This is a genomic window from Enterococcus sp. AMC1251, assembly GCF_058216535.1.
Genome location: NZ_CM177098.1, coordinates 542889 through 561370, shown reverse-complemented (window position 1 = coordinate 561370; position 18482 = coordinate 542889). Strand labels below are relative to the sequence as shown.

The 18482-nt window shown below is 35.7% G+C and carries 19 protein-coding genes; 5 read left to right on the top strand and 14 right to left on the bottom strand.

The annotated features are described in order from the left end of the window. Nucleotides 1–24: 24 nt before the first annotated feature. From AC4BBR_RS02560 to AC4BBR_RS02530, 7 genes are all read right to left on the bottom strand, one after another. Nucleotides 25–948, bottom strand: a complete 924-nt coding sequence (locus AC4BBR_RS02560) for a transketolase family protein (RefSeq protein WP_490461021.1) — start codon at nucleotides 946–948, stop codon at nucleotides 25–27. Continuing rightward, complete coding sequence (locus AC4BBR_RS02555) at nucleotides 948–1781, bottom strand: transketolase (protein ID WP_490461020.1); 834 nt, start codon at nucleotides 1779–1781, stop codon at nucleotides 948–950. Before AC4BBR_RS02555 ends, AC4BBR_RS02560 begins: the two co-directional genes overlap by 1 nt. Further along, nucleotides 1781–3145 carry a PTS ascorbate transporter subunit IIC gene (gene ulaA / locus AC4BBR_RS02550; RefSeq protein WP_490461019.1) on the bottom strand — a complete coding sequence of 455 codons (1365 nt, stop codon included), beginning with the start codon at nucleotides 3143–3145 and terminating at the stop codon, nucleotides 1781–1783. The genes AC4BBR_RS02555 and ulaA overlap by 1 nt, the downstream gene beginning before the upstream one ends. A 92-nt stretch (nucleotides 3146–3237) precedes the next feature. Then, complete coding sequence (locus tag AC4BBR_RS02545) at nucleotides 3238–3519, bottom strand: PTS sugar transporter subunit IIB (protein ID WP_490461018.1); 282 nt, start codon at nucleotides 3517–3519, stop codon at nucleotides 3238–3240. Further along, on the bottom strand, nucleotides 3516–5567 hold the full coding sequence (locus AC4BBR_RS02540) for a BglG family transcription antiterminator (protein ID WP_490461017.1): 2052 nt from the start codon (nucleotides 5565–5567) through the stop codon (nucleotides 3516–3518). The genes AC4BBR_RS02545 and AC4BBR_RS02540 overlap by 4 nt, the downstream gene beginning before the upstream one ends. 198 nt (nucleotides 5568–5765) lie before the next feature. Continuing rightward, nucleotides 5766–6209, bottom strand: a complete 444-nt coding sequence (locus AC4BBR_RS02535; RefSeq protein ID WP_490461016.1) for a hypothetical protein — start codon at nucleotides 6207–6209, stop codon at nucleotides 5766–5768. Between the two features lie 152 nt (nucleotides 6210–6361). Next, on the bottom strand, nucleotides 6362–7249 hold the full coding sequence (locus AC4BBR_RS02530; RefSeq protein ID WP_490461015.1) for an SDR family oxidoreductase: 888 nt from the start codon (nucleotides 7247–7249) through the stop codon (nucleotides 6362–6364). 303 nt (nucleotides 7250–7552) lie between these two features. Here AC4BBR_RS02530 and celB point away from each other — a divergent pair, with 303 nt between their 5' ends. Both celB and AC4BBR_RS02520 read left to right on the top strand, forming a co-directional pair. Further along, complete coding sequence (gene celB / locus AC4BBR_RS02525) at nucleotides 7553–8821, top strand: PTS cellobiose transporter subunit IIC (protein ID WP_490461014.1); 1269 nt, start codon at nucleotides 7553–7555, stop codon at nucleotides 8819–8821. Between the two features lie 70 nt (nucleotides 8822–8891). Then, the gene (locus AC4BBR_RS02520; RefSeq protein ID WP_490461013.1) at nucleotides 8892–9614 is read left to right on the top strand and encodes a GntR family transcriptional regulator; all 723 of its coding nucleotides are present in this window, start codon (nucleotides 8892–8894) and stop codon (nucleotides 9612–9614) included. Between the two features lie 177 nt (nucleotides 9615–9791). Here the strand turns inward: AC4BBR_RS02520 and AC4BBR_RS02515 are convergent, their stop codons facing one another. From AC4BBR_RS02515 to AC4BBR_RS02490, 6 genes are all read right to left on the bottom strand, one after another. Further along, nucleotides 9792–11192 (bottom strand): glycoside hydrolase family 1 protein, encoded by a 1401-nt coding sequence (locus AC4BBR_RS02515; protein WP_490461012.1) that lies wholly within the window; start codon nucleotides 11190–11192, stop codon nucleotides 9792–9794. 194 nt (nucleotides 11193–11386) lie between these two features. Further along, nucleotides 11387–11806 carry a GNAT family N-acetyltransferase gene (locus AC4BBR_RS02510; RefSeq protein WP_490461011.1) on the bottom strand — a complete coding sequence of 140 codons (420 nt, stop codon included), beginning with the start codon at nucleotides 11804–11806 and terminating at the stop codon, nucleotides 11387–11389. A 282-nt stretch (nucleotides 11807–12088) separates the two neighbouring features. Then, nucleotides 12089–12931: a VOC family protein gene (locus AC4BBR_RS02505; protein ID WP_490461010.1), complete on the bottom strand. Its 843-nt coding sequence runs from the start codon at nucleotides 12929–12931 to the stop codon at nucleotides 12089–12091. A 25-nt stretch (nucleotides 12932–12956) separates the two neighbouring features. Next, on the bottom strand, nucleotides 12957–13553 hold the full coding sequence (locus AC4BBR_RS02500) for a nitroreductase family protein (protein ID WP_490461009.1): 597 nt from the start codon (nucleotides 13551–13553) through the stop codon (nucleotides 12957–12959). A 161-nt stretch (nucleotides 13554–13714) separates the two neighbouring features. Then, a complete protein-coding gene (locus AC4BBR_RS02495; protein ID WP_490461008.1) occupies nucleotides 13715–14080 on the bottom strand; it encodes a DUF1304 domain-containing protein in 366 nt (121 codons plus the stop codon). An 11-nt stretch (nucleotides 14081–14091) separates the two neighbouring features. Beyond that, nucleotides 14092–14730, bottom strand: a complete 639-nt coding sequence (locus AC4BBR_RS02490; RefSeq protein WP_490461007.1) for a nitroreductase family protein — start codon at nucleotides 14728–14730, stop codon at nucleotides 14092–14094. Nucleotides 14731–14833: 103 nt separating this feature from the next. Here AC4BBR_RS02490 and AC4BBR_RS02485 point away from each other — a divergent pair, with 103 nt between their 5' ends. Continuing rightward, the gene (locus AC4BBR_RS02485; protein ID WP_490461006.1) at nucleotides 14834–15142 is read left to right on the top strand and encodes an ArsR/SmtB family transcription factor; all 309 of its coding nucleotides are present in this window, start codon (nucleotides 14834–14836) and stop codon (nucleotides 15140–15142) included. Between the two features lie 42 nt (nucleotides 15143–15184). On the opposite strand, the gene AC4BBR_RS02480 is transcribed toward AC4BBR_RS02485, so the two are convergent. Further along, complete coding sequence (locus AC4BBR_RS02480) at nucleotides 15185–16126, bottom strand: NADP-dependent oxidoreductase (RefSeq protein ID WP_490461005.1); 942 nt, start codon at nucleotides 16124–16126, stop codon at nucleotides 15185–15187. A 698-nt stretch (nucleotides 16127–16824) separates the two neighbouring features. On the opposite strand from AC4BBR_RS02480, the gene AC4BBR_RS02475 reads away from it, so the two are divergent. Beyond that, the gene (locus AC4BBR_RS02475; RefSeq protein ID WP_490461004.1) at nucleotides 16825–17985 is read left to right on the top strand and encodes a C47 family peptidase; all 1161 of its coding nucleotides are present in this window, start codon (nucleotides 16825–16827) and stop codon (nucleotides 17983–17985) included. Nucleotides 17986–18102: 117 nt separating this feature from the next. After that, nucleotides 18103–18477: a hypothetical protein gene (locus AC4BBR_RS02470; RefSeq protein WP_490461003.1), complete on the top strand. Its 375-nt coding sequence runs from the start codon at nucleotides 18103–18105 to the stop codon at nucleotides 18475–18477. Nucleotides 18478–18482 lie beyond the last annotated feature (5 nt).

Here is an 18482-nt window from a genome sequence, read left to right as displayed (position 1 = left end):
CCTCCAAACTCTAAATCTGTTTATCTATTCTAATAATTCCGTCATCGCTTCTGAAATATCAACAGCTGCTAACCCATAAACTTCTTTTAAATACGTCGTCTTACCCACTTGACCAAATTGCTCTTTTACACCGATCCTCTTCATTTTTACCGGCTGATTTTCAGCAACAATCTCTGCTACAGCACTCCCTAATCCACCAATCACGTTATGATTTTCAGCTGTTACGATCGGCCCTAGTTTAGCTGCTTCGCTCACGATGTCTTCATTCATTGGTTTGATTCTAAACAAATCGATCACTTGAACTGATATTCCTTGTTCCTCTAAATACTCAGCTGCTTGAAGAGCTTCTTCTACCATAATTCCACTAGCAAAAATCGTCCCCTGTGTCCCCCTTTTCAACTTGCAGTAGCCTTTAGAAAAATCTTCATTTCCATTATAAAATAACTTTGTCTGTTTACGAATCGTCCGAATATAGAACAATCCTTGAGCTGTATGCGCATATTCTAAAATGGCTTTAAATTGATAAGGATCTGACACTTCATAAATATGATTTTCCGGAATAACTCGCATCAATGCAATATCTTCAAATGGCATATGGGTTCCGCCATTCATTTCAGCCGTAACACCTGGATCAGTTCCCACAATTATCGCATGATTTTTAGCATAACCAAGTGAAAGAAAGACTTGATCGAAAGAACGTCTCGTTGCAAATGGCGCAAAGGTATGAATAAATGGAATAAATCCTGTTACAGCCAATCCGGCTGCTGCCCCCATTTCTTCCGCTTCCATAATTCCTACATTGATGTAACGCTTGCCCAGTTGTTCTTTTAATTTACTCGTTCCCATTGAACTTGCTAAATCCGCTTCTAAAACGACAACTTTCTGATCTTTTTGCGCTAACGCTAAAATTGTCTTCGTGTAGACTTGTCGCATTTCTAAGTCTTTCATTACAGATTCACCTCGATCTTTTCAGCCAACGCTTCAATGGCTTCTTTGATTGCTATTTTTCCCACTTCATCAGGTCGAACATGATGATTGTCCGCCAATTCTTCAAAATAAGGAACGCCTTGCCCTTTTATGGTATCTAAAACAATCGCTGTTGGTTTACCTTCTATTTGCTTGGCTTGATTCAACGCAATTTCAATTGCATCAACATCTCCACCATTCACACGCCAACTATGAAATCCAAAAGCCTGCATTTTTTCGACAAAGTCAAAAGGATCGCAAATATCAGCTGTATAACCATCTAATTGTTTCTTATTATCATCGATCAATACAATCAAATGATCCAACTTTTGATGTGCCGCAAATTGAAAGGCTTCCCAACATTGTCCTTCATTTAATTCCCCGTCACCAACGAGCGCAAAGGTATAATTATCTTTGCCTAACAGTTGATTGCCTTTTGCAATTCCCGTCGCAGCTGAGATACCTTGCCCAAGTGAGCCTGTTGTCATATCTACTCCAGGTGTTTTAATTCGATCGGGATGCGAAGGCAGATTGGTCCCATTTTGATTTAAGCTGTAAAGAAACGCCTCATCAAAGTATCCTTTTAAAAACAATGTAGCATATAGCGCAGGTCCAGCATGTCCTTTGGATAAAATAAAATAATCACGATCAGGATCGGCTTTTTTTTCTGGCGACACATTTAAAACGTTCCCATACAAAACAGCTAGCACTTCAACAATAGACAAACTACCACCAAAATGCCCAAACCCTAAATTAGCCAACTCTTTCATCGTGTAATAGCGAATCTGATTCGCAAACTTCTGTATGTCGCCCATTATGCTGCCTCCTTCGTTTCAGTCTTCTTCTTGCCGAAAACAGTCAATCCGACTAGCAATGCCAACACCGCTAAGACACCCGTAACAACTCCGATTTGACCACCCATATCCGCTAACTTACCAAGAAAGATCCCAGTTACCCCATAATCTGTATCAGAGAATGTCGATCCTTGAAATCCTAAATCTCCCATGACTGGCATCAATAAAATTGGCATAAAACTAATAATTACACCATGAATAAATGAACCCACCACAGCTCCTCGAACACCGCCTGTCGCATTTCCAAAAACACCTGCTGTTGCACCGCAAAAGAAATGTGGCACCACACCTGGAATAATCACCGTTGTCCCCGTTGCAACCATAATGAACAAACTAACAATTCCGCCAATAAAACTAGTCAAAAACCCAATCAAAACAGCATTTGGTGCGTAAGGAAAAACGATTGGACAATCCAACGCTGGAATTGCGTTTGGTACTAATTTTTCAGAAATCCCTTTAAAAGCAGGAACAATTTCAGCTAGAATCAAACGAACTCCCGCCAAGATAACAAATACACCTGCTGCAAACATCCCTGCTTGTTGTAACGCATAGATGATATAATTTGTTCCATTACTAAGATTTTCTGAAATAAACTCATTTCCTGCAAATAGAGCCACGATGGTATAAACAATCCCCATCGTCAATGTAATACTCACCGTTGAATCTCGTAAAAATGATAATCCTTTTGGAAAATTAATATCTTCAGTTGATTGCTCTTTGTTTCCCACATATTTCCCGATAAAACCGCTTAATGCATAGCCAAAGTTTCCCGTGTGCCCTAAAGCTACCGAGTCATTCTTAGTAATTTGTTTAGTAAACGGTTGCGCGATCGCTGGAAAAATCGTATTCGCTAACCCTAATGCCAAGCCACCAATTAGAACTAACAGTACTGCGCTCATTTTTGTAACACTCATAATTACTGCAATCATACATGCCATATAAAGAGTGGCATGACCTGTTAAATAAATATATTTAAACTTAGTAATACGAGCGATTAATAGATTGAAGGCCATTCCCGCTAACATAATAAGTGCTGTGTACGTTCCATATTTTGTCAAAGCCAACGCAACAATTGCTTCATTATTTGGAACTACACCTTGCATATTAAAGGCATACTGGAACATTTCCCCAAATGGTGCCAGTGAGCCCTCAATTACACCTGCACCTGCTGTTACCACTAAAAAGCCAACAAAGGTTTTGATTCCGCCACGGACAACATCTGAAATCGGCTTTTTCTGTAAGCCTAATCCAAGCACTGCGATCAGAGCGACTAAAATCGCAGGCGTACTTGCAATATCGATTAATAAATTTAGAATACTATTCATTTACTTTTCCTCACCTTCATTTTAACCATTGAATGCGCTAGCCTATGTAGCTAGATATCACATCTATCCAACGTCCCATTTTGTTTTCCACTTTAAAGTAATCCTTCTTTTTCGCAAACCCTTGCTACTTTTTCTCGCAACTCATCCATATCAATAATACTGTCTAAAATCACTACATTCCCTAGATGTCGCGCACTGTCCGCTAAATCTCCAGCTACAAAAAAAACATCTGCCAAATCTGGTGTTGCACTTCCCATATCATAATGAGATACTTCAATTCCTGTTATCCCTAACTCTTTCAATACACTGTTAATATTCATTTCCACCATAAAACTAGAGCCTAATCCCGACCCACAAACTGCTGCCATTTTCATAATAATTCTCCTTCCTTTAATAATTGAATAATTGTTTCTTGATCCTTTGCTACTAATAATCTCTCTAAATTTTCTTTATTCGAAAGAATTTTAGTCAAACTAGCTAATGCCTTCAAATGCATCTCATTATCAATCGCTGCCAAACAGATAAAAATAGTGATTTCATGTTTAGGATCATCTAAAAGCAAAACAGGATCTTCCACCTTTAACAATGACATGCCTAATTGCCTGACCCCATCTTCTGGTCTGGCATGAGGCAAGGCGATTCCTTTGCCGATGTGAATAAAGGCACCGTAGTCTCTTACTTTTTGGATCATTGCTTCAATGTAGCCATCTGTGATTTTCCCCTGCTCTTTTAAAGGTATTGCAGCGTAAGTAATGGCTTCTTCCCAGTTTAACTTTTTATCTATCAATTGAATCATGTCTTTGGTCAACAATTCAGATAACATCGGTTTTTCATCTTCTTTCACTTCTAATTTTTTGATCATTTTTCGATTTAAGACGCGATAGATTTTTTCTTTTGTCACACCATTTTTCAACTCAACGTAAGGTAGTAAGCTCTCGATAATTTCATCTATAGAAGGAATGACGATCCCTGGAATTAATAAATCTTCTTGGACACTTCGGATCAAGTCATTTTTTTCTAATTGCGTCATGATCGGATTAACGAGATACGTTTTCTTTTGGACATTTAATGGTATGCTGGAAAAAATCACATCATATTCAGACACTGAAATACTTTCTAATTGATCTAGCGTCGTCGTTAAACTAAAATCGATTGTTGGAAATAATTCCTTTAACTCTGATTGCATAATCAAAGATGAGCTGATTCCGCTTGGGCATAAAACTAGCGCCTTATAGCGAATTACACGATTCAATTCTCGCTGATTGCCAATTTCACCACCAAATAAAATCGTAAAATAGCCGATTTCTTCATCAGGAATTGTTTTTCCAACTAACGTTTTCAATGGTTGTAGCGCTATTTTCGTTAATGTAAATATTTCGCCATATTGTTCTTTGATTTCATCGATCAATACGTTAGATAAAGAAAAATTGTACTGAATTCGGAAAAATGCTGGCACTAAATGATAAAAAAGATCGAGTAATAATGTTCGATACGCTTTAAATTCAATTGCTGCTAAACGTTCCATCTCATGAATGATTTGACTCGCACATTTCAATAAAAATTCTAACGCTGTATCTCTTATTTCTCCTTGTGTAATTGTCATAAAAATCAACGTAAAATATAATTGCTCATTTGGTACATCCATTATTGTAGGAAATTTCACTAAAAATAGTTGACTTACTTGAAAAGACTTTAACGTATCCAAGAGCATTTCCACTTGTCTATCTACTTTGAAAGAATATCTCTGTGCTCGACATACCATATATGCCATAAAATAAACGGTTTCTTCAATTCTACTTGGAACAATCACTAACTCACTTGCTTTAATTGCATCAAAAAAATAATAGCGAACATCCGCTTCAATTGTTCGCGAATAATTCATTAATACTTTCTTCAGCCCCCATTTCCCTGGAACAGATAGAACGACTTTTGCAATCATTTGATGTGCTTGAACACGAATTTCCTCTTCATTCCCAGTTAAATAAAATCCTTTTTTTCGAGAATAATTCAACGTGATGTGATTCTTTGACACAACCTGCCGTAATTTTTTTATATCTGCTAAAATCGTATTCTTACTGACTTGAAGAAACTCTTGGTAATGGTAAACAGATAAGTCTTCCTCCGTAATCATTGTTAAAAGATACAGCAATGCTTGTCGCTCATGTTCTGAATAATAGATTTCCGTTTCCTTCTTACCAAATTGAATTTCTAACCATTTATCAGCTAATTGCTTTGAAAAATAAATCCTATCTTCTTTCCAATAAATTGGCTGGTACAAAAATCGAACTAAAACCTCGTTGATTTTCCCTAACTGGTCAATAATTGTATCTGTATTCAAATGGGTGATTTCGTTGATTTCCTGAATAGAGTACCCCACTCTGTTCGGAGCATTAATAAGATAACTCATTCGATAATCAATCATTTTGTTCCTCCTGTATTCACTATATAATGTAAACGCTACAATTAAAATAAACGTTGGGTCTAATCTAATATTGATTTTCCAAAATGATTGGACTTAACTAAAAAAATAAGTAAAATAGCTATGGAAGTCAAAAAAAGTACTGACACCATTGCTATTTTACTTATTCGATTCTATTAACGTATTTTTTTCTCTAACTCATTAAAGCCAGACTAAACGATTAGCTTCGCTTGAAGTAAGAGAATAATCCTGAAATGAACTTAAAACTAATTGCTTAAGATCCTCCTTTTCAGAATTGTCTCGCACCAAAACATCAATTCCTGCTGGAGTTAAAAATGAACGTTCAAATTTAATCACTAATATAGTATCTGAAATAGCAAGAATCGACCACTTACTACTCAAGATTTTGAGTAGACCTTTGCCTCTCCAAACAAATTTATTATCTGTCCATGTATCTATTCCAACGATTTTTTTTGTTTTTCCTTTGTTGTTTTTATAACTGACTACATCTAAAAATGTAAGCGGATCGTTGGACAAATGTTCATATTTAATCGTAGGGAACTTCCGTTTTTGGGATAACCAAAGAGGGAAAGTGGTCCCTTTTATGAGCCATTGACCTTCTAATAATTCTGACAAATTTTCCATACTTTTTAAGAGGCCTCCTTCCAACGTTATTTGTTTATAAAAATCCCCAACTGTTTAATGTGCCTTCTTTTCATAATCTGCTCTTTAGCATCAAATGAAGCGACTGCCTTTTTGGTCTTTTTCGTTTGGAGGTAGTACCTACTTCTTAAAAGTTAGGCAAAGAAGCTGCCACCTGTGATCGAGTAGACTTGTCCAGTGACATAGCTTGCATCGTTAGAAGCTAAGAACACATAAACAGCAGCTAACTCAGCAGGTTGTCCCGCTCTGCCAATTGATTCTTGTTGTCCAAATTCAGGAATTTTTTCAGAAGGCTGACCTCCACAGATTTGTAACGCTGTCCAAATTGGTCCTGGGGCAACAGTATTAACACGAATGCCTGAAGATGCTAACTGGGCAGATAAGCCTTTGCTAAATGAAGTGATCGCTCCTTTTGTTGCTGCATAATCTAATAAATTCGCGCTTGGTTCAGCACTTTGTATCGAAGTCGTTGTAATGATACTACCACCTTTTGGCAAATAATCTAACGCTTCTTGCACTGCCCAATACATTGAAATGATATTTGTCGTATAAGTATCCATGATTTGTTGTGTCGATAAGTTTTTAATATTTTCCACAGATTGTTGCATTCCAGCGTTGAGAACTAAAATATCTAATCCGCCTAGAACTTTCGCTGCGTCATGAATAAGTTTGCGTGTGAATGATTCTTCTTTTAAATCACCCGGTAATAAAACTGCTTTACACCCTTGTGCTTCAATCAATGTTTTAACTTCTTGAGCATCTGCCTCTTCAAAAGGCAAATAGTTGATTGCCACATCAGCACCTTCTCTGGCATAAGAAATCGCGGCTGCACGTCCGATCCCAGAGTCACCGCCTGTGATCAATGCTTTGCGTCCCTCCAATTTGCCCGATCCTTTGTACGTTGTTTCTCCACAATCAGGTACAGGTGTCATTTTTTGTTGTAAAGCAGGAGCTTCTTGTGTTTGTTTTTCAAATTTTCCATCGTAGAATCTTGTTAACGGATTTTCAATTTTTTCTGTCATCTTGATTCCTCCTATAAATTTGTTATCACTAAAAAGTAACGACCAGTCTATTCTTTTACACTAATACAAAATATAAACTCTGACAAATCATATGTTTTCTACCAATAATGATTCAGATGAACTCAGAAAAAACTTGTAAGACCATTGATATCTCAAATAGAAAGATTGGTTTTATATTTTTTTACTTCTTATGGGCGAAAACATATAATCTATCATTACAAATAAAAGTATAGACATTTAAAAAATAAAATGGTATATTATTTTTGTAATCGATTACAAAAGAAAAATAAAGGACTGATTAGTATGAACAGCTTTATGGATGCTCTTGGAGAAAAAATTATGCCTCTTGCAAATAAGCTTGGGCAAAACCGCTATCTCTCTGTTCTGAGAGATGCTTTTATGTTATCGTTTCCGTTAACAATGTTCGGATCGATCATTGTGGTTATCAATAACTTACCTTTTTTCAGCGACGCTACAAAAGGAACATTATCCTCTTTATTTGGTAACGGTCAAAATGCGACGATGAGCATTATGGCAATCTTCGTTACGTTTGGTATTGGCTATTATTTGTCTAAATCATATGATGTTGAAGGGATTTTTGGCGGGGCTGTCTCGTTTGCTAGTTTTCTGCTTTTAACCCCTTTTATGATGACGCTTGAAGACGGCACAGAAGTTTCTGGTGTCTTATCTTTAGATCGTTTGGGTGCTAAAGGCATGTTTATCGGGATGATCGCAGCTTTTCTTGCTGGTGAAATTTATTGTAGAGTAACCAAAAAGGGGTGGCAAATCAAAATGCCCGATGGTGTACCACCTGCTGTTGCTAAATCATTTGCAGCATTGATTCCTGCTATTTTAACGTTGTCTGTTTTTCTATTTATCAATGCCATCGTGACTGGATTATTTAATACTAATCTTCATGATGTTATCTATGAAATAATTCAGAAACCTTTAGTCGGTTTAGGCAGTAGTTTACCAGCTACTTTGATTGCTTTATTCTTTGTTCAGTTCTTATGGTTCTTCGGTTTACATGGACAAATCATCGTCAATTCTGTAATGGACCCCATTTGGAATACCTTGATGTTAGAAAACTTAGATGCCTATAAAGCAGGAGAAAAATTACCGCACATCATAACAAAACCATTTATGGAAACGTTCACTGTTGGTATTGGAGGCTCTGGTATGACATTAGCTGTTATTTTGATCATGGCTTTTATCATGAAGAAAAAACAATATCGAGATATCGGGCGTTTAAGTTTAGCACCTGGTATTTTCAACGTAAATGAACCCGTCATCTTTGGGTTGCCAATCGTTTTGAATGCGACAATTTTGATTCCTTGGGTCATAGCACCTTTGATCGTTACTGCCCTTAATTATCTTGTAATGGCTACTGGCATTGTTCCACCCCCAACTGGCGTATCTGTTCCATGGACTGTTCCGATTTTTTTTAGTGGCATGTTAGCGACAAATTCAATCTTAGGTGGTTTGTTACAACTTGTCGATCTATTAATTGTCGCTCTACTATGGTTCCCATTCCTACGTTTATTAGATAAAGAAAAGGAAAGTGCGATTTAATTGCACTTTTTTCTTTAATTGTCTATACATTCATAATCAGTTACAATACATATGAGGAGGTTGTAACGATATGAAGCCAAAATATGAAGAAATCGCGGATACCTTGCGTGAACGAATAAAAAACAATATTTATAAAACAGATACTTTGATCCCGAACCAAACAGACTTAGTAAAAGAATTCAACGTAAGTCGAATGACTATCAAAAAAGCAATCGGTATATTAGTCATGGAAGGTCTCCTATATTCTCAGAGAGGCTCTGGAACAAAAGTATTAAACCGCTCTTTTTGGGACAAAGATACTTCACCAGCCAATGAATATGATGGTCTTAGTAAACAAATGCATGACCGCCATAAAAAGTTAAACAGCCAAGTAATCTTATTTGAAGTCGAATTTCCTTCTAAAGAAGTCCAAGAACGTTTAGCTATTTCTGAAGAACAACCTGTTTACAAAATCATTCGTCTTCGGATTCTTGAGGATGAGCCTTTTATTTTGGAACATACGTATATGCCTTGTGATTTAGTTCCTGGCCTCACAACGGATATTTTGAAAGACTCTATTTATACGTATATCAAAGAACAGTTAGCTCTTAACTTTGCAGGTGCCTATCGAAATATTCAAGCCGATAAATCCGATGAATACGATCAACACTACTTAAATTGCAAAAAAGAGGATCCAATACTTGAAGTACAACAAGTTGTCTATTCAAAAAATGGACGTCCCATTGAGTTTTCATGTAGCCGAAATCGGTACGATCAAAGAAGTTATTCTATCTTAAATGTTGACTATGCCTAGTAAAAAAGAGACCGGGACAAAAGCTTATTTCCGAAGCCTTTAAAACTTAGTGCTTTAGCACTTAGAATTGGATGGGATCGGAGCGAAACGTAGTCGCTGCTTTTTTCTCGCCGTTTATTCGGATTTAGAGCGTGAAACAAAACTAATCTTTCGTTTTGTCCCACGCTCATTTTTATTTTATTTATCTGTTACTGTATTTGTTTCAGCAACCGTTTTAAACCAAAGACCTGATTTTTTGATTGTCTTGATTTGTGTATGGATATTAGTAGAGATAAAACCGTAGCGGTTCTTATAAGCATTTGCCCACGACCAACAATCGATGGGTGTCCATAAATGATAACCAAAACAATTAGACCCCTCTTCGATTCCTTGATGAACCCATTCTAAATGTTCTCGAATAAAATCAATCCGATAGTCATCCTCAACGACACCCGCTTCGTTCGTAAATCGTTCCTCACCAGAAATCCCCATCCCATTTTCTGAGACAAACCATGGAATATTATTATAGTTGTCACGAATGTTGATTGCGATATCATATAGTGCTTTAGGATAAATTTCCCAGCCTCGATCGATATTCATTCTACGTCCTGGCATATTATATTCATCAAAATAACGATTTGGCAGCCAAGCTCCCACACTATTAGGCGCAATATCTGGTGCTTTTACACGGTTTGGATGATAGAAATTAACACCCAAGACATCGATCGTATTTTCTTTGATCAAGGCTAATTCTTCCAGGGTACTTTCCCAAAGAACACCATCTTTGATAAATAAATCTACTAACTCTTGTGGAAACTCTCCATGTACTGCTGTGTCTAAAAACATCCGATTATTAAATAACTCAGCAATATTCGCCGCAGCTAGATCTTCGGGTGAATCAGAAGCAGGATAGGTTGGTGTTAGATTTAGAATAATCCCAATTCTCCCCCCTTCATTTTGCAGACCTAATTGTCGGAATGCCTGAATCGCTTTTGCTGAAGCTAGATTTAAGTTGTACGCTACTTGCACTGCTTTTTTACCATCCACTATTTTCGGGTAATGAAATTGATGTAAGTACTCTCCTTCAACAACCACAATCGGTTCATTATGTGTAAACCAATCTTTTACACGATCCCCAAATAACTCAAAACATTTTTGTGCAAATAAAACATACAGCTCAACTACATGTTTTGATTCCCAACCACCATATTTATGATAAAGTTCCACAGGCAAATCAAAGTGATGTAAATTCATAACAGGTCGAATACCTGCTTCGATAAATTCATCAATTACTGCATTATAGAAACGAGCCCCCTCATCATTCACTGTACCTGTTTCAAAATCATCAATCAAACGTGTCCACTGAATAGATGTTCGAACACTGTTCAAGCCGATTTCTTTCATTAATGCAATATCTTCTTTAAAACTATTGTAAAAATTAGATGTTACATCTGGGCCAACTTGGTCATAAAAATCAGTTGGCTCGATTTCATACCAGTAATCAAACATGTTCGCATGCTTTTTATTAAAACGTCCTTCACTTTGCGGACCTGATGTCGCAGCACCCCACCAAAAATCTTCTTTAAATGTTCTTTGCATTGATTTCCCTACTTTCATGAAATGAATTTCGTTAATCGTATTCATTGATATTATAAATCCAAACACCAGAAATGTCTATACTTTTCATTTTAAAGTATACAAAAAATGAAATAGAACTAAAAATCAGTTTTATTCCATACTTTAAAGATATTTTTATTCGTAGTAAGTTGGCAACTCTATAGTTTCTGAACTTATTAAACCGTCCAATCTGAAGGTGAAGGATTTTTAGGCATTTTTACATAGCCTCTAGAATCATGGCAAAATCCTAACTTACTATAGTAATCTTTAGCTAACTCAGAGGCTAGCAACACGATGTGTAAGTCTTCGCCTACTATGGATAGCACTTCATTCATCAGCTCTCTGCCAATCCCTCTATTCCAATATTCTTTATCCACAGCTAAGTCCGCTACATATGCTACATCTCCATAGTCGGTTAAAACTCTAATATAACCAACTAACTTGTCCAGATCCCATGCAGAAATTAGTAACGATGAATTAGTTAACATTTTTTTTAATTTTTGATCATTATCAATTTGTCGATGAAGCTCTGATCTACTGATAATTGATCTTAATTGTTCGATAGACAACTCTTTTTGCTCATATTTAATACTCATATAAAATACTCACCTTCCATAATACATTTTGAAATATTAGTATATTATATTTATGATGATTGATTATTATTAATTTAGTCTAACCAAACGACATTTCCATAAAATAAATTAAGTGTTCTTTTAAGGTTAGGATTTTCTCACTTTTTTATTTTTATATTTTTTTCATAGCTGTTCATTATTTCTTATACTCTTTTCTGAGTATTATCGATATATTGCTTGCTATTATACATATAGCTCAATATAAAAAAGCCAACCTCAATCATGAAGTTGACTCCTTTATGACTATCCAAACTTAATCTGCATCCCATTTGGATCTTGAATCACTACTTGCTCATTTTCATTCGCATACTCAACACCCAGTTTATCAAGCTGCTTGATAAATAATTCAAACGCTTCTCTAGAAGGCAATTGAACCGTATACCAAGCCAGCCCTAACTGATTCTCATCAATTAAAGCCACATGCTCACCATTCCAAGTATTCGTCCCAATATGATGATGATACTCACCTGCGGCGAAGAATTTAGCTTGTCTACCGAAATTAGATTTCAAAGAAAAACCAAATTGTTCATAAAATTGCTCCGTCTCCTCTAAATCTGCGACCTGTAAATGAACATGCCCAATTCTTGATCCAGGTGCCATACCTAACCACTTTCCATCTGCTTCAGCGACGACGCCGTCTCCATCCAACTCTTCCGTTACACCAATAATTTCTCCATCTGCTCGAATATCCCATTCAGTCATTGGTTTATCCCGATAGATTTCGATGCCATTTCCTTCTGGATCGCTTAGATAGATTGCCTCGCTGTAGCCATGATCAGCAGCACCAATTTCAACATTATTTTGTATAAGCCATAACAAGCTATTGCCTAAATCTTTACGCGAAGGTAAGAGAAAAGCCGTATGGTACAAACCTGTTGTATTCTTTCTCACTACAGGATCAGCAAGTTCTTCCAAAATCACGATAGCTTCGGAAGAATCTTGGGCACCTAAGAAAACAGTATTTTGTTCTTTTTTCAGTAAAACAAGTCCAATCATCTGTGTATAAAATACCGTCATTACATCAAGATTTTGTACTTTTAATTTTACTTGTTTTACGATCGTTTCTTTCGGTAATGTGCCAGCCATGCTTCTCTCCTCCATTTGCTTAGAATTAGTTAAATTCTAGGAAACGTGCGCTATCTTCCATGTATTCTTTTTCGCCAGCTGGCGCTTCGATTGAACCAAAAACAAGTTGTGCTCTTAGTTTCCAGTGGCTCGGAATAGACCATTCTTTTGCTACCGCTTCATCGATTACCGGATTGTAATGTTGTAAGTTTGCCCCAATGTTTTCTTGTGCTAGTGCAGTCCAAACATTGGCTTGAGTCAACCCACTTGCTTGTTCTGACCAAACTGGGAAGTTATCTGCATATAATGCAAATTGTTCTTGTAGATTTTTTACGATATCCATATCTTCAAAGAAAAGCAATGTTCCATATCCTGCTGCAAAGCTTTGTAATTTAGCTTGTGTACCTGGGAAAGCTTCTGCAGGTGTTAAAGGTTTCAAAGCTTCTTCTGTGATGGACCATAATTTTTTATGTGCATCGCCAAATAAGAAAACCACACGTTGTGTTTGTGAGTTAAAAGATGATGGACTTTCTCTAACAACTTCTTTCACTAATGCTGTGATTTCTTCTTGTGATTGCGGTAAGTTATCTCCTAAAGCGTAAATTGAACGGCGTTTTTTTAATGCTTGAGTAAATTCTGTCATGTGTATTGCTCCTTTTCGATTCGAATTAGTTTTTAGTTTACTTTCATAGTATACCGTCTTACTAAAAGTAAGTAAAGAGATTTGACTTACTTTTTATAAGTTTTTTCTAAAATAAAAGAAAAAGCCTAAGACAAGGGGGCTTGTCTTAAACTTTTCTCTGTTTATCTAAAAATCAATAGCATTACTAACGTAATAATTGCTGGCAACCCTTGTTTTATCAAAATTGATTTGGATGAAGTCAGTCCACCATACATGGCAGCAACAACCACACAGATGATAAAAAACGTGACTACACTCCAACTATTGGCAGCGAAAAATACGCCCCATAAAATTCCTGTAGCTAAAAATCCATTATATAGACCTTGATTTTTGAATAACGTTTGGACTCTTGGATCTGCCAAGAATTCTTTATCTAATCCAAAGCTACGTTGTGCTGCAGGAGATGTCGTTTGAAACATTTCTAAATATAAAATGTAATAATGTTCAACTGCAACAATCACAGCTAAGACTAAGGGAATGATATGCATGGGGGCTCCTCCTATTTCCAAGTTGTAATATCAGTGGCAGGTAATCGATAGGAAGGATACCCTTCTTCATTGGCTTTCCCAATTGAAATGATCATAACTGGATAATAGCGTTCTCCATCCATGTCTAAAGCTGCTGCGACCTTCTCACGTTCAAAACCACCAATCGGATTTGTATCATAACCATAAGCTCGAGCCACTAGCATTAAGTTCATCGCAGCCAACGCGCCATCGATTGTTGCCATTTCCTTTTTATCTTCTGTCGACATTTGTTCAAATAACGGACTCAATACTTCCAATTGACGTTCTTTTACCTCTTGCGGCATTAAGTTTTGCTCAACTGCTGTTCCATAGATTTTTTCTGCATGTTCAAAACTGTTTAAATCACCAAAGATCACGATCATCGCAGCGGACGTTTCATTTTGTAATTTATTAAAACGAACAAGAGGTGCTAAGGCTTCTTTACCTGCTTCACTTTCAACAACAGTGAAACGCCAAGGTTGCATATTCACTGAAGAGGGTGCTTTAACTGTATCGTTGATGATTTGTTCCATTTCTTCACGACTGATTTTAACAGTCGGATCGTAATTACGAATCGATCTTCTGCCTTTCATAATCGTTTCAAAATTGTTTTCTTTATATGTGTTTTCCATAATATCCCTCATCTTTCTTTTCGTTCGATTATTTTCGAACATAAAAAAATATATCATTCCCTCAGCAATATGTAAAGTAGAATGTTTATGTTATAATCTATTTATGAAAAATAAATTAACCGACAACACCGATCCTGTTCTCCAAGCGTTGCAAGCAGTCAGTGACCCGATTCGTTTGAATATCCTTACTTGCTTATTACTTGATGGTGAAAAACGGATAACCTCAGAAAAATACAATATTGTAAAATCCACTTTATCTCACCATATAAGATTGCTTAAGGATGCTCACTTGATTCAAGAAATCAAAATGGGAACAACTAAGACATATGTTTTAAATCATGACTATATCCGACGAGAATTGCCTGGATTAATAGAACTAATCCGCTTTAGAGCAGGAAAAACAAGCAAATAGAGCACCATCAACAAATCTAACTGTTGATGGCGCTCTATTTATTTAGTCAGCCATTTTAATGACGATTTTTCCTACAGCATGGTGGGTTTCACTTAATGCATGAGCATCGTAAACACCTTGTCTAGAGAAAGGAAACACTTCTCCGATTATTGAAATTAGGTTGCCTGAAGCCATTAAAGCTGCAATTTCTTGTAATTGTTTTCCATTTGTTTGAAGCCAAATGCTTTCGGCTTTAATATTTTTTTCTTTCGCCAACTCTTCATCGGCAATACCAACGATTGAAATCAAGCGTCCTGTATTTGGTTTTAGAACTGAAAAGCTTGATTTTTGGATATCGCCACCCATCGTATCAAATACTAGGTCGATATCTGTTAATACTTCTGCGAAATTAGTTGTATGATAATCAATCACTTCATCTGCACCGAGTTTTTTGAGCAACTCATGATTTTTTTCGCTAGCAGTTGTGATGACATAAGCACCTGCTTGTTTCGCTAGTTGGATCGCATAAGTTCCTACACCGCCAGCTCCAGCATGGATCAAGACTTTTTCGCCTTTTTGAAGTTTTCCATAGTCAAATAGCGCTTGTAAGGCAGTTAATCCAGCTAAAGGAACAGCTGCTGCTTCTTCAAAAGAAACATTTTCAGGGATTTTCGCTAATAGATTATCATCTACGATCGTTTCCTCTGCATAGGTTCCAAAACGAGTTGTTTCTGGACGAGCGAAAACTTTATCGCCGACTTTCCAATCCGTAACTTCACTACCAACTGCTGTGATGACACCCGCAACGTCCCAGCCTAAGATAATAGGAAACGGCCAGTCAAACATTTGTTTTAAATAACCTTCTCTTAATTTCCAGTCGATCGGATTGATGGATGTTGCATGTTCTTTAACGAGTACTTGGTTTGCTTTTAATTCAGGTAAGGTTACGTCTTGTTCGGTTAGTTCTTCTTTACTGCCATATTGATTGATAACTACTGCTTTCATAGTTGTGATTCCTCCGTCTTTTTAAATGAAATGTGAACTCAGTATACTCCTTATTTTTTATTTAGGTAAAAAATATGCTTGTTAAATAAGAAAGCATGTATGATGTTGATTATTACCGTCAAAATCGTACTTACTCTTCACTTAAAAATATAGTAGCGTTTCAAACTTACTTTTTGCCTATGATCAATGGAAAATAGAGTCAGCTACATCTAAGGATGCATAGCAAGAAATGCTAATAATCTCTTTTATTGATCTGTTTTTGGAATATGAACCTTTACGCATATAAGTCACTACCTAAAATTAAAACTGATTATTACTAATTGTATTTTAATTTCGCATATGCTTTCTGTCAGACCTCATAAAATTCACATTATTAGATTATTCTAGTTCCACCTCAAGTTAAATTAAGATTAAATACAGAACAAAAATAAGCGATAACATGCACATTCAGCGTTTAATAACCCAAAAAGTGTATGATTAATTTCATACCATTTTTTTCATAATATTTTTAGATTCATTTCCGACACTAGAATGCGCCAAAACATTTAATAAGACCATTTTGAATGTTATCTATTTCTTTTTATTATTTTAAATAATTATATAGATCGATATACAAAACTCTTAAACATGTTGATATCATGAAAAAACAATGGTATTATAATTAAAAAATATGTTTTAATTATAATAGGAGGGATTTGATGAAACGATCTAAGTTAGTTGTTTTTTTAGGAATCATTATTTTGGGTATTTGTGGAGGTACTTTTAATAAAGCTTTTGCAAATGAGGAAAATAATTTTTCAGTAAAAACAGAAGTGGTTAGCGAGGACATTAAGACTTACGCCGAAAATAATTTGGCAGTATATCTAAACGGTATGTTAGAAATTGAAGGGTCTTCAGATAACTTAAAAGATTATGTATTAGGAGTTCCATTTTCTTTATTGGACGAAAATACTTCTAGTAATTCCATTGTGTTTCCGGTATTAAAAAATGAGTCAGTTGTTTACACATTCTTTTTGAAAGATGAGAATGGGGAGTATACAACTAAGTTGTCGAAAATGTTAGTTGATGAATTGAATTTTTTGAAAAGAAAGGATTTTTCAGAATCAGAAGGGATATCTTTAATTGCTTCTGAAAATGGGGATATTTATTATGAAAATGATGGAGTGATCACCTTATTATGGTCTAGCCCAGAGGCTTTATCCGAAGGAAAGAAAACAGATCCAGAGAATATCTTATTAGAAAAAGTAAAGAATTCAGATTTAGAGGTTATTAATTTAAACGAGAGCTTAGAGTACAATGTTGATGTATATCCTAAGGCTACTGTTGATGGTAGTGCAAAGTTACGTTCTACTACAGTTGATAAATTTGGAACAAGAATTAATTGGAAAATATCAGAAACTCAAGGTGATGATAAATGGTGCATCGCCTATGCAGCGGCAATGATATTAAACAATAAAAATGATGCAAAGCCAACAAAAGCTGCTGATATAGGTAAATGGGGTAAAAGAGGTAAGAAGGTCGGTTTTACGGATGATGAGATGGTTAAGTATGCAAATACTAGAGGAGTTTATCCAAAGCTTTTATCTCGACCAACCACTTGGAATGAAACCATAACCCAGCTTAGAAAAAGTAACGCAGTATTAGGGGTTTGGGAATCACAGGTTCATACTTGGCATGCAATAGATATAACAGGAACTTATATGTCAGATACAGCAAATGGAAGAAAAAATGTATTTGTAATTTGGAATCCTTGGAGAACGTATGTAGAATTAATTGATGCTCCTACTAATAAACCTATAAAATATATTGCTAACTCAGAACGTACTTATACTTGGAGAAGGTCCATAACGAATTGGTAGAAGAGAGTTTATGTATAAATAAAAAGACGCTTGTTATAATGAGTGTCTTTTTCTACAATAATTAGTTTGAATTGGATATAGATGGAAAAATACTCTAAAATGCAGAAACGAGGACATATGAAAAGAAAATTATTAATTATAGTGATTTTGATTTGTTCTATACTAACTTCTTGTGGACTCACTACTACTAATAATAGTGTTGAAAATAATACATTTTCAGGTCTATGGGTGTTAGATTCCGAGCCAGACAAAAAAATGACTATATCAAAAAATGAAACTAACCTTTATGATTTAAATTTGAAAGAATTGGGTTATGAGGACTATAAAAATATGTCAATCGAACGAGAAAGTTCTTCTGAGTTAATAATTATTTCAAAAAATGAAGAGACAAAGATAAGTATTTATAAAAAAAAATCAGATAAACTAGAAATGTATATCGCTGATAATAAAAGGATTGGGGAATCACCACCCTTAAAATTTAAAAAGGATTAAATAAT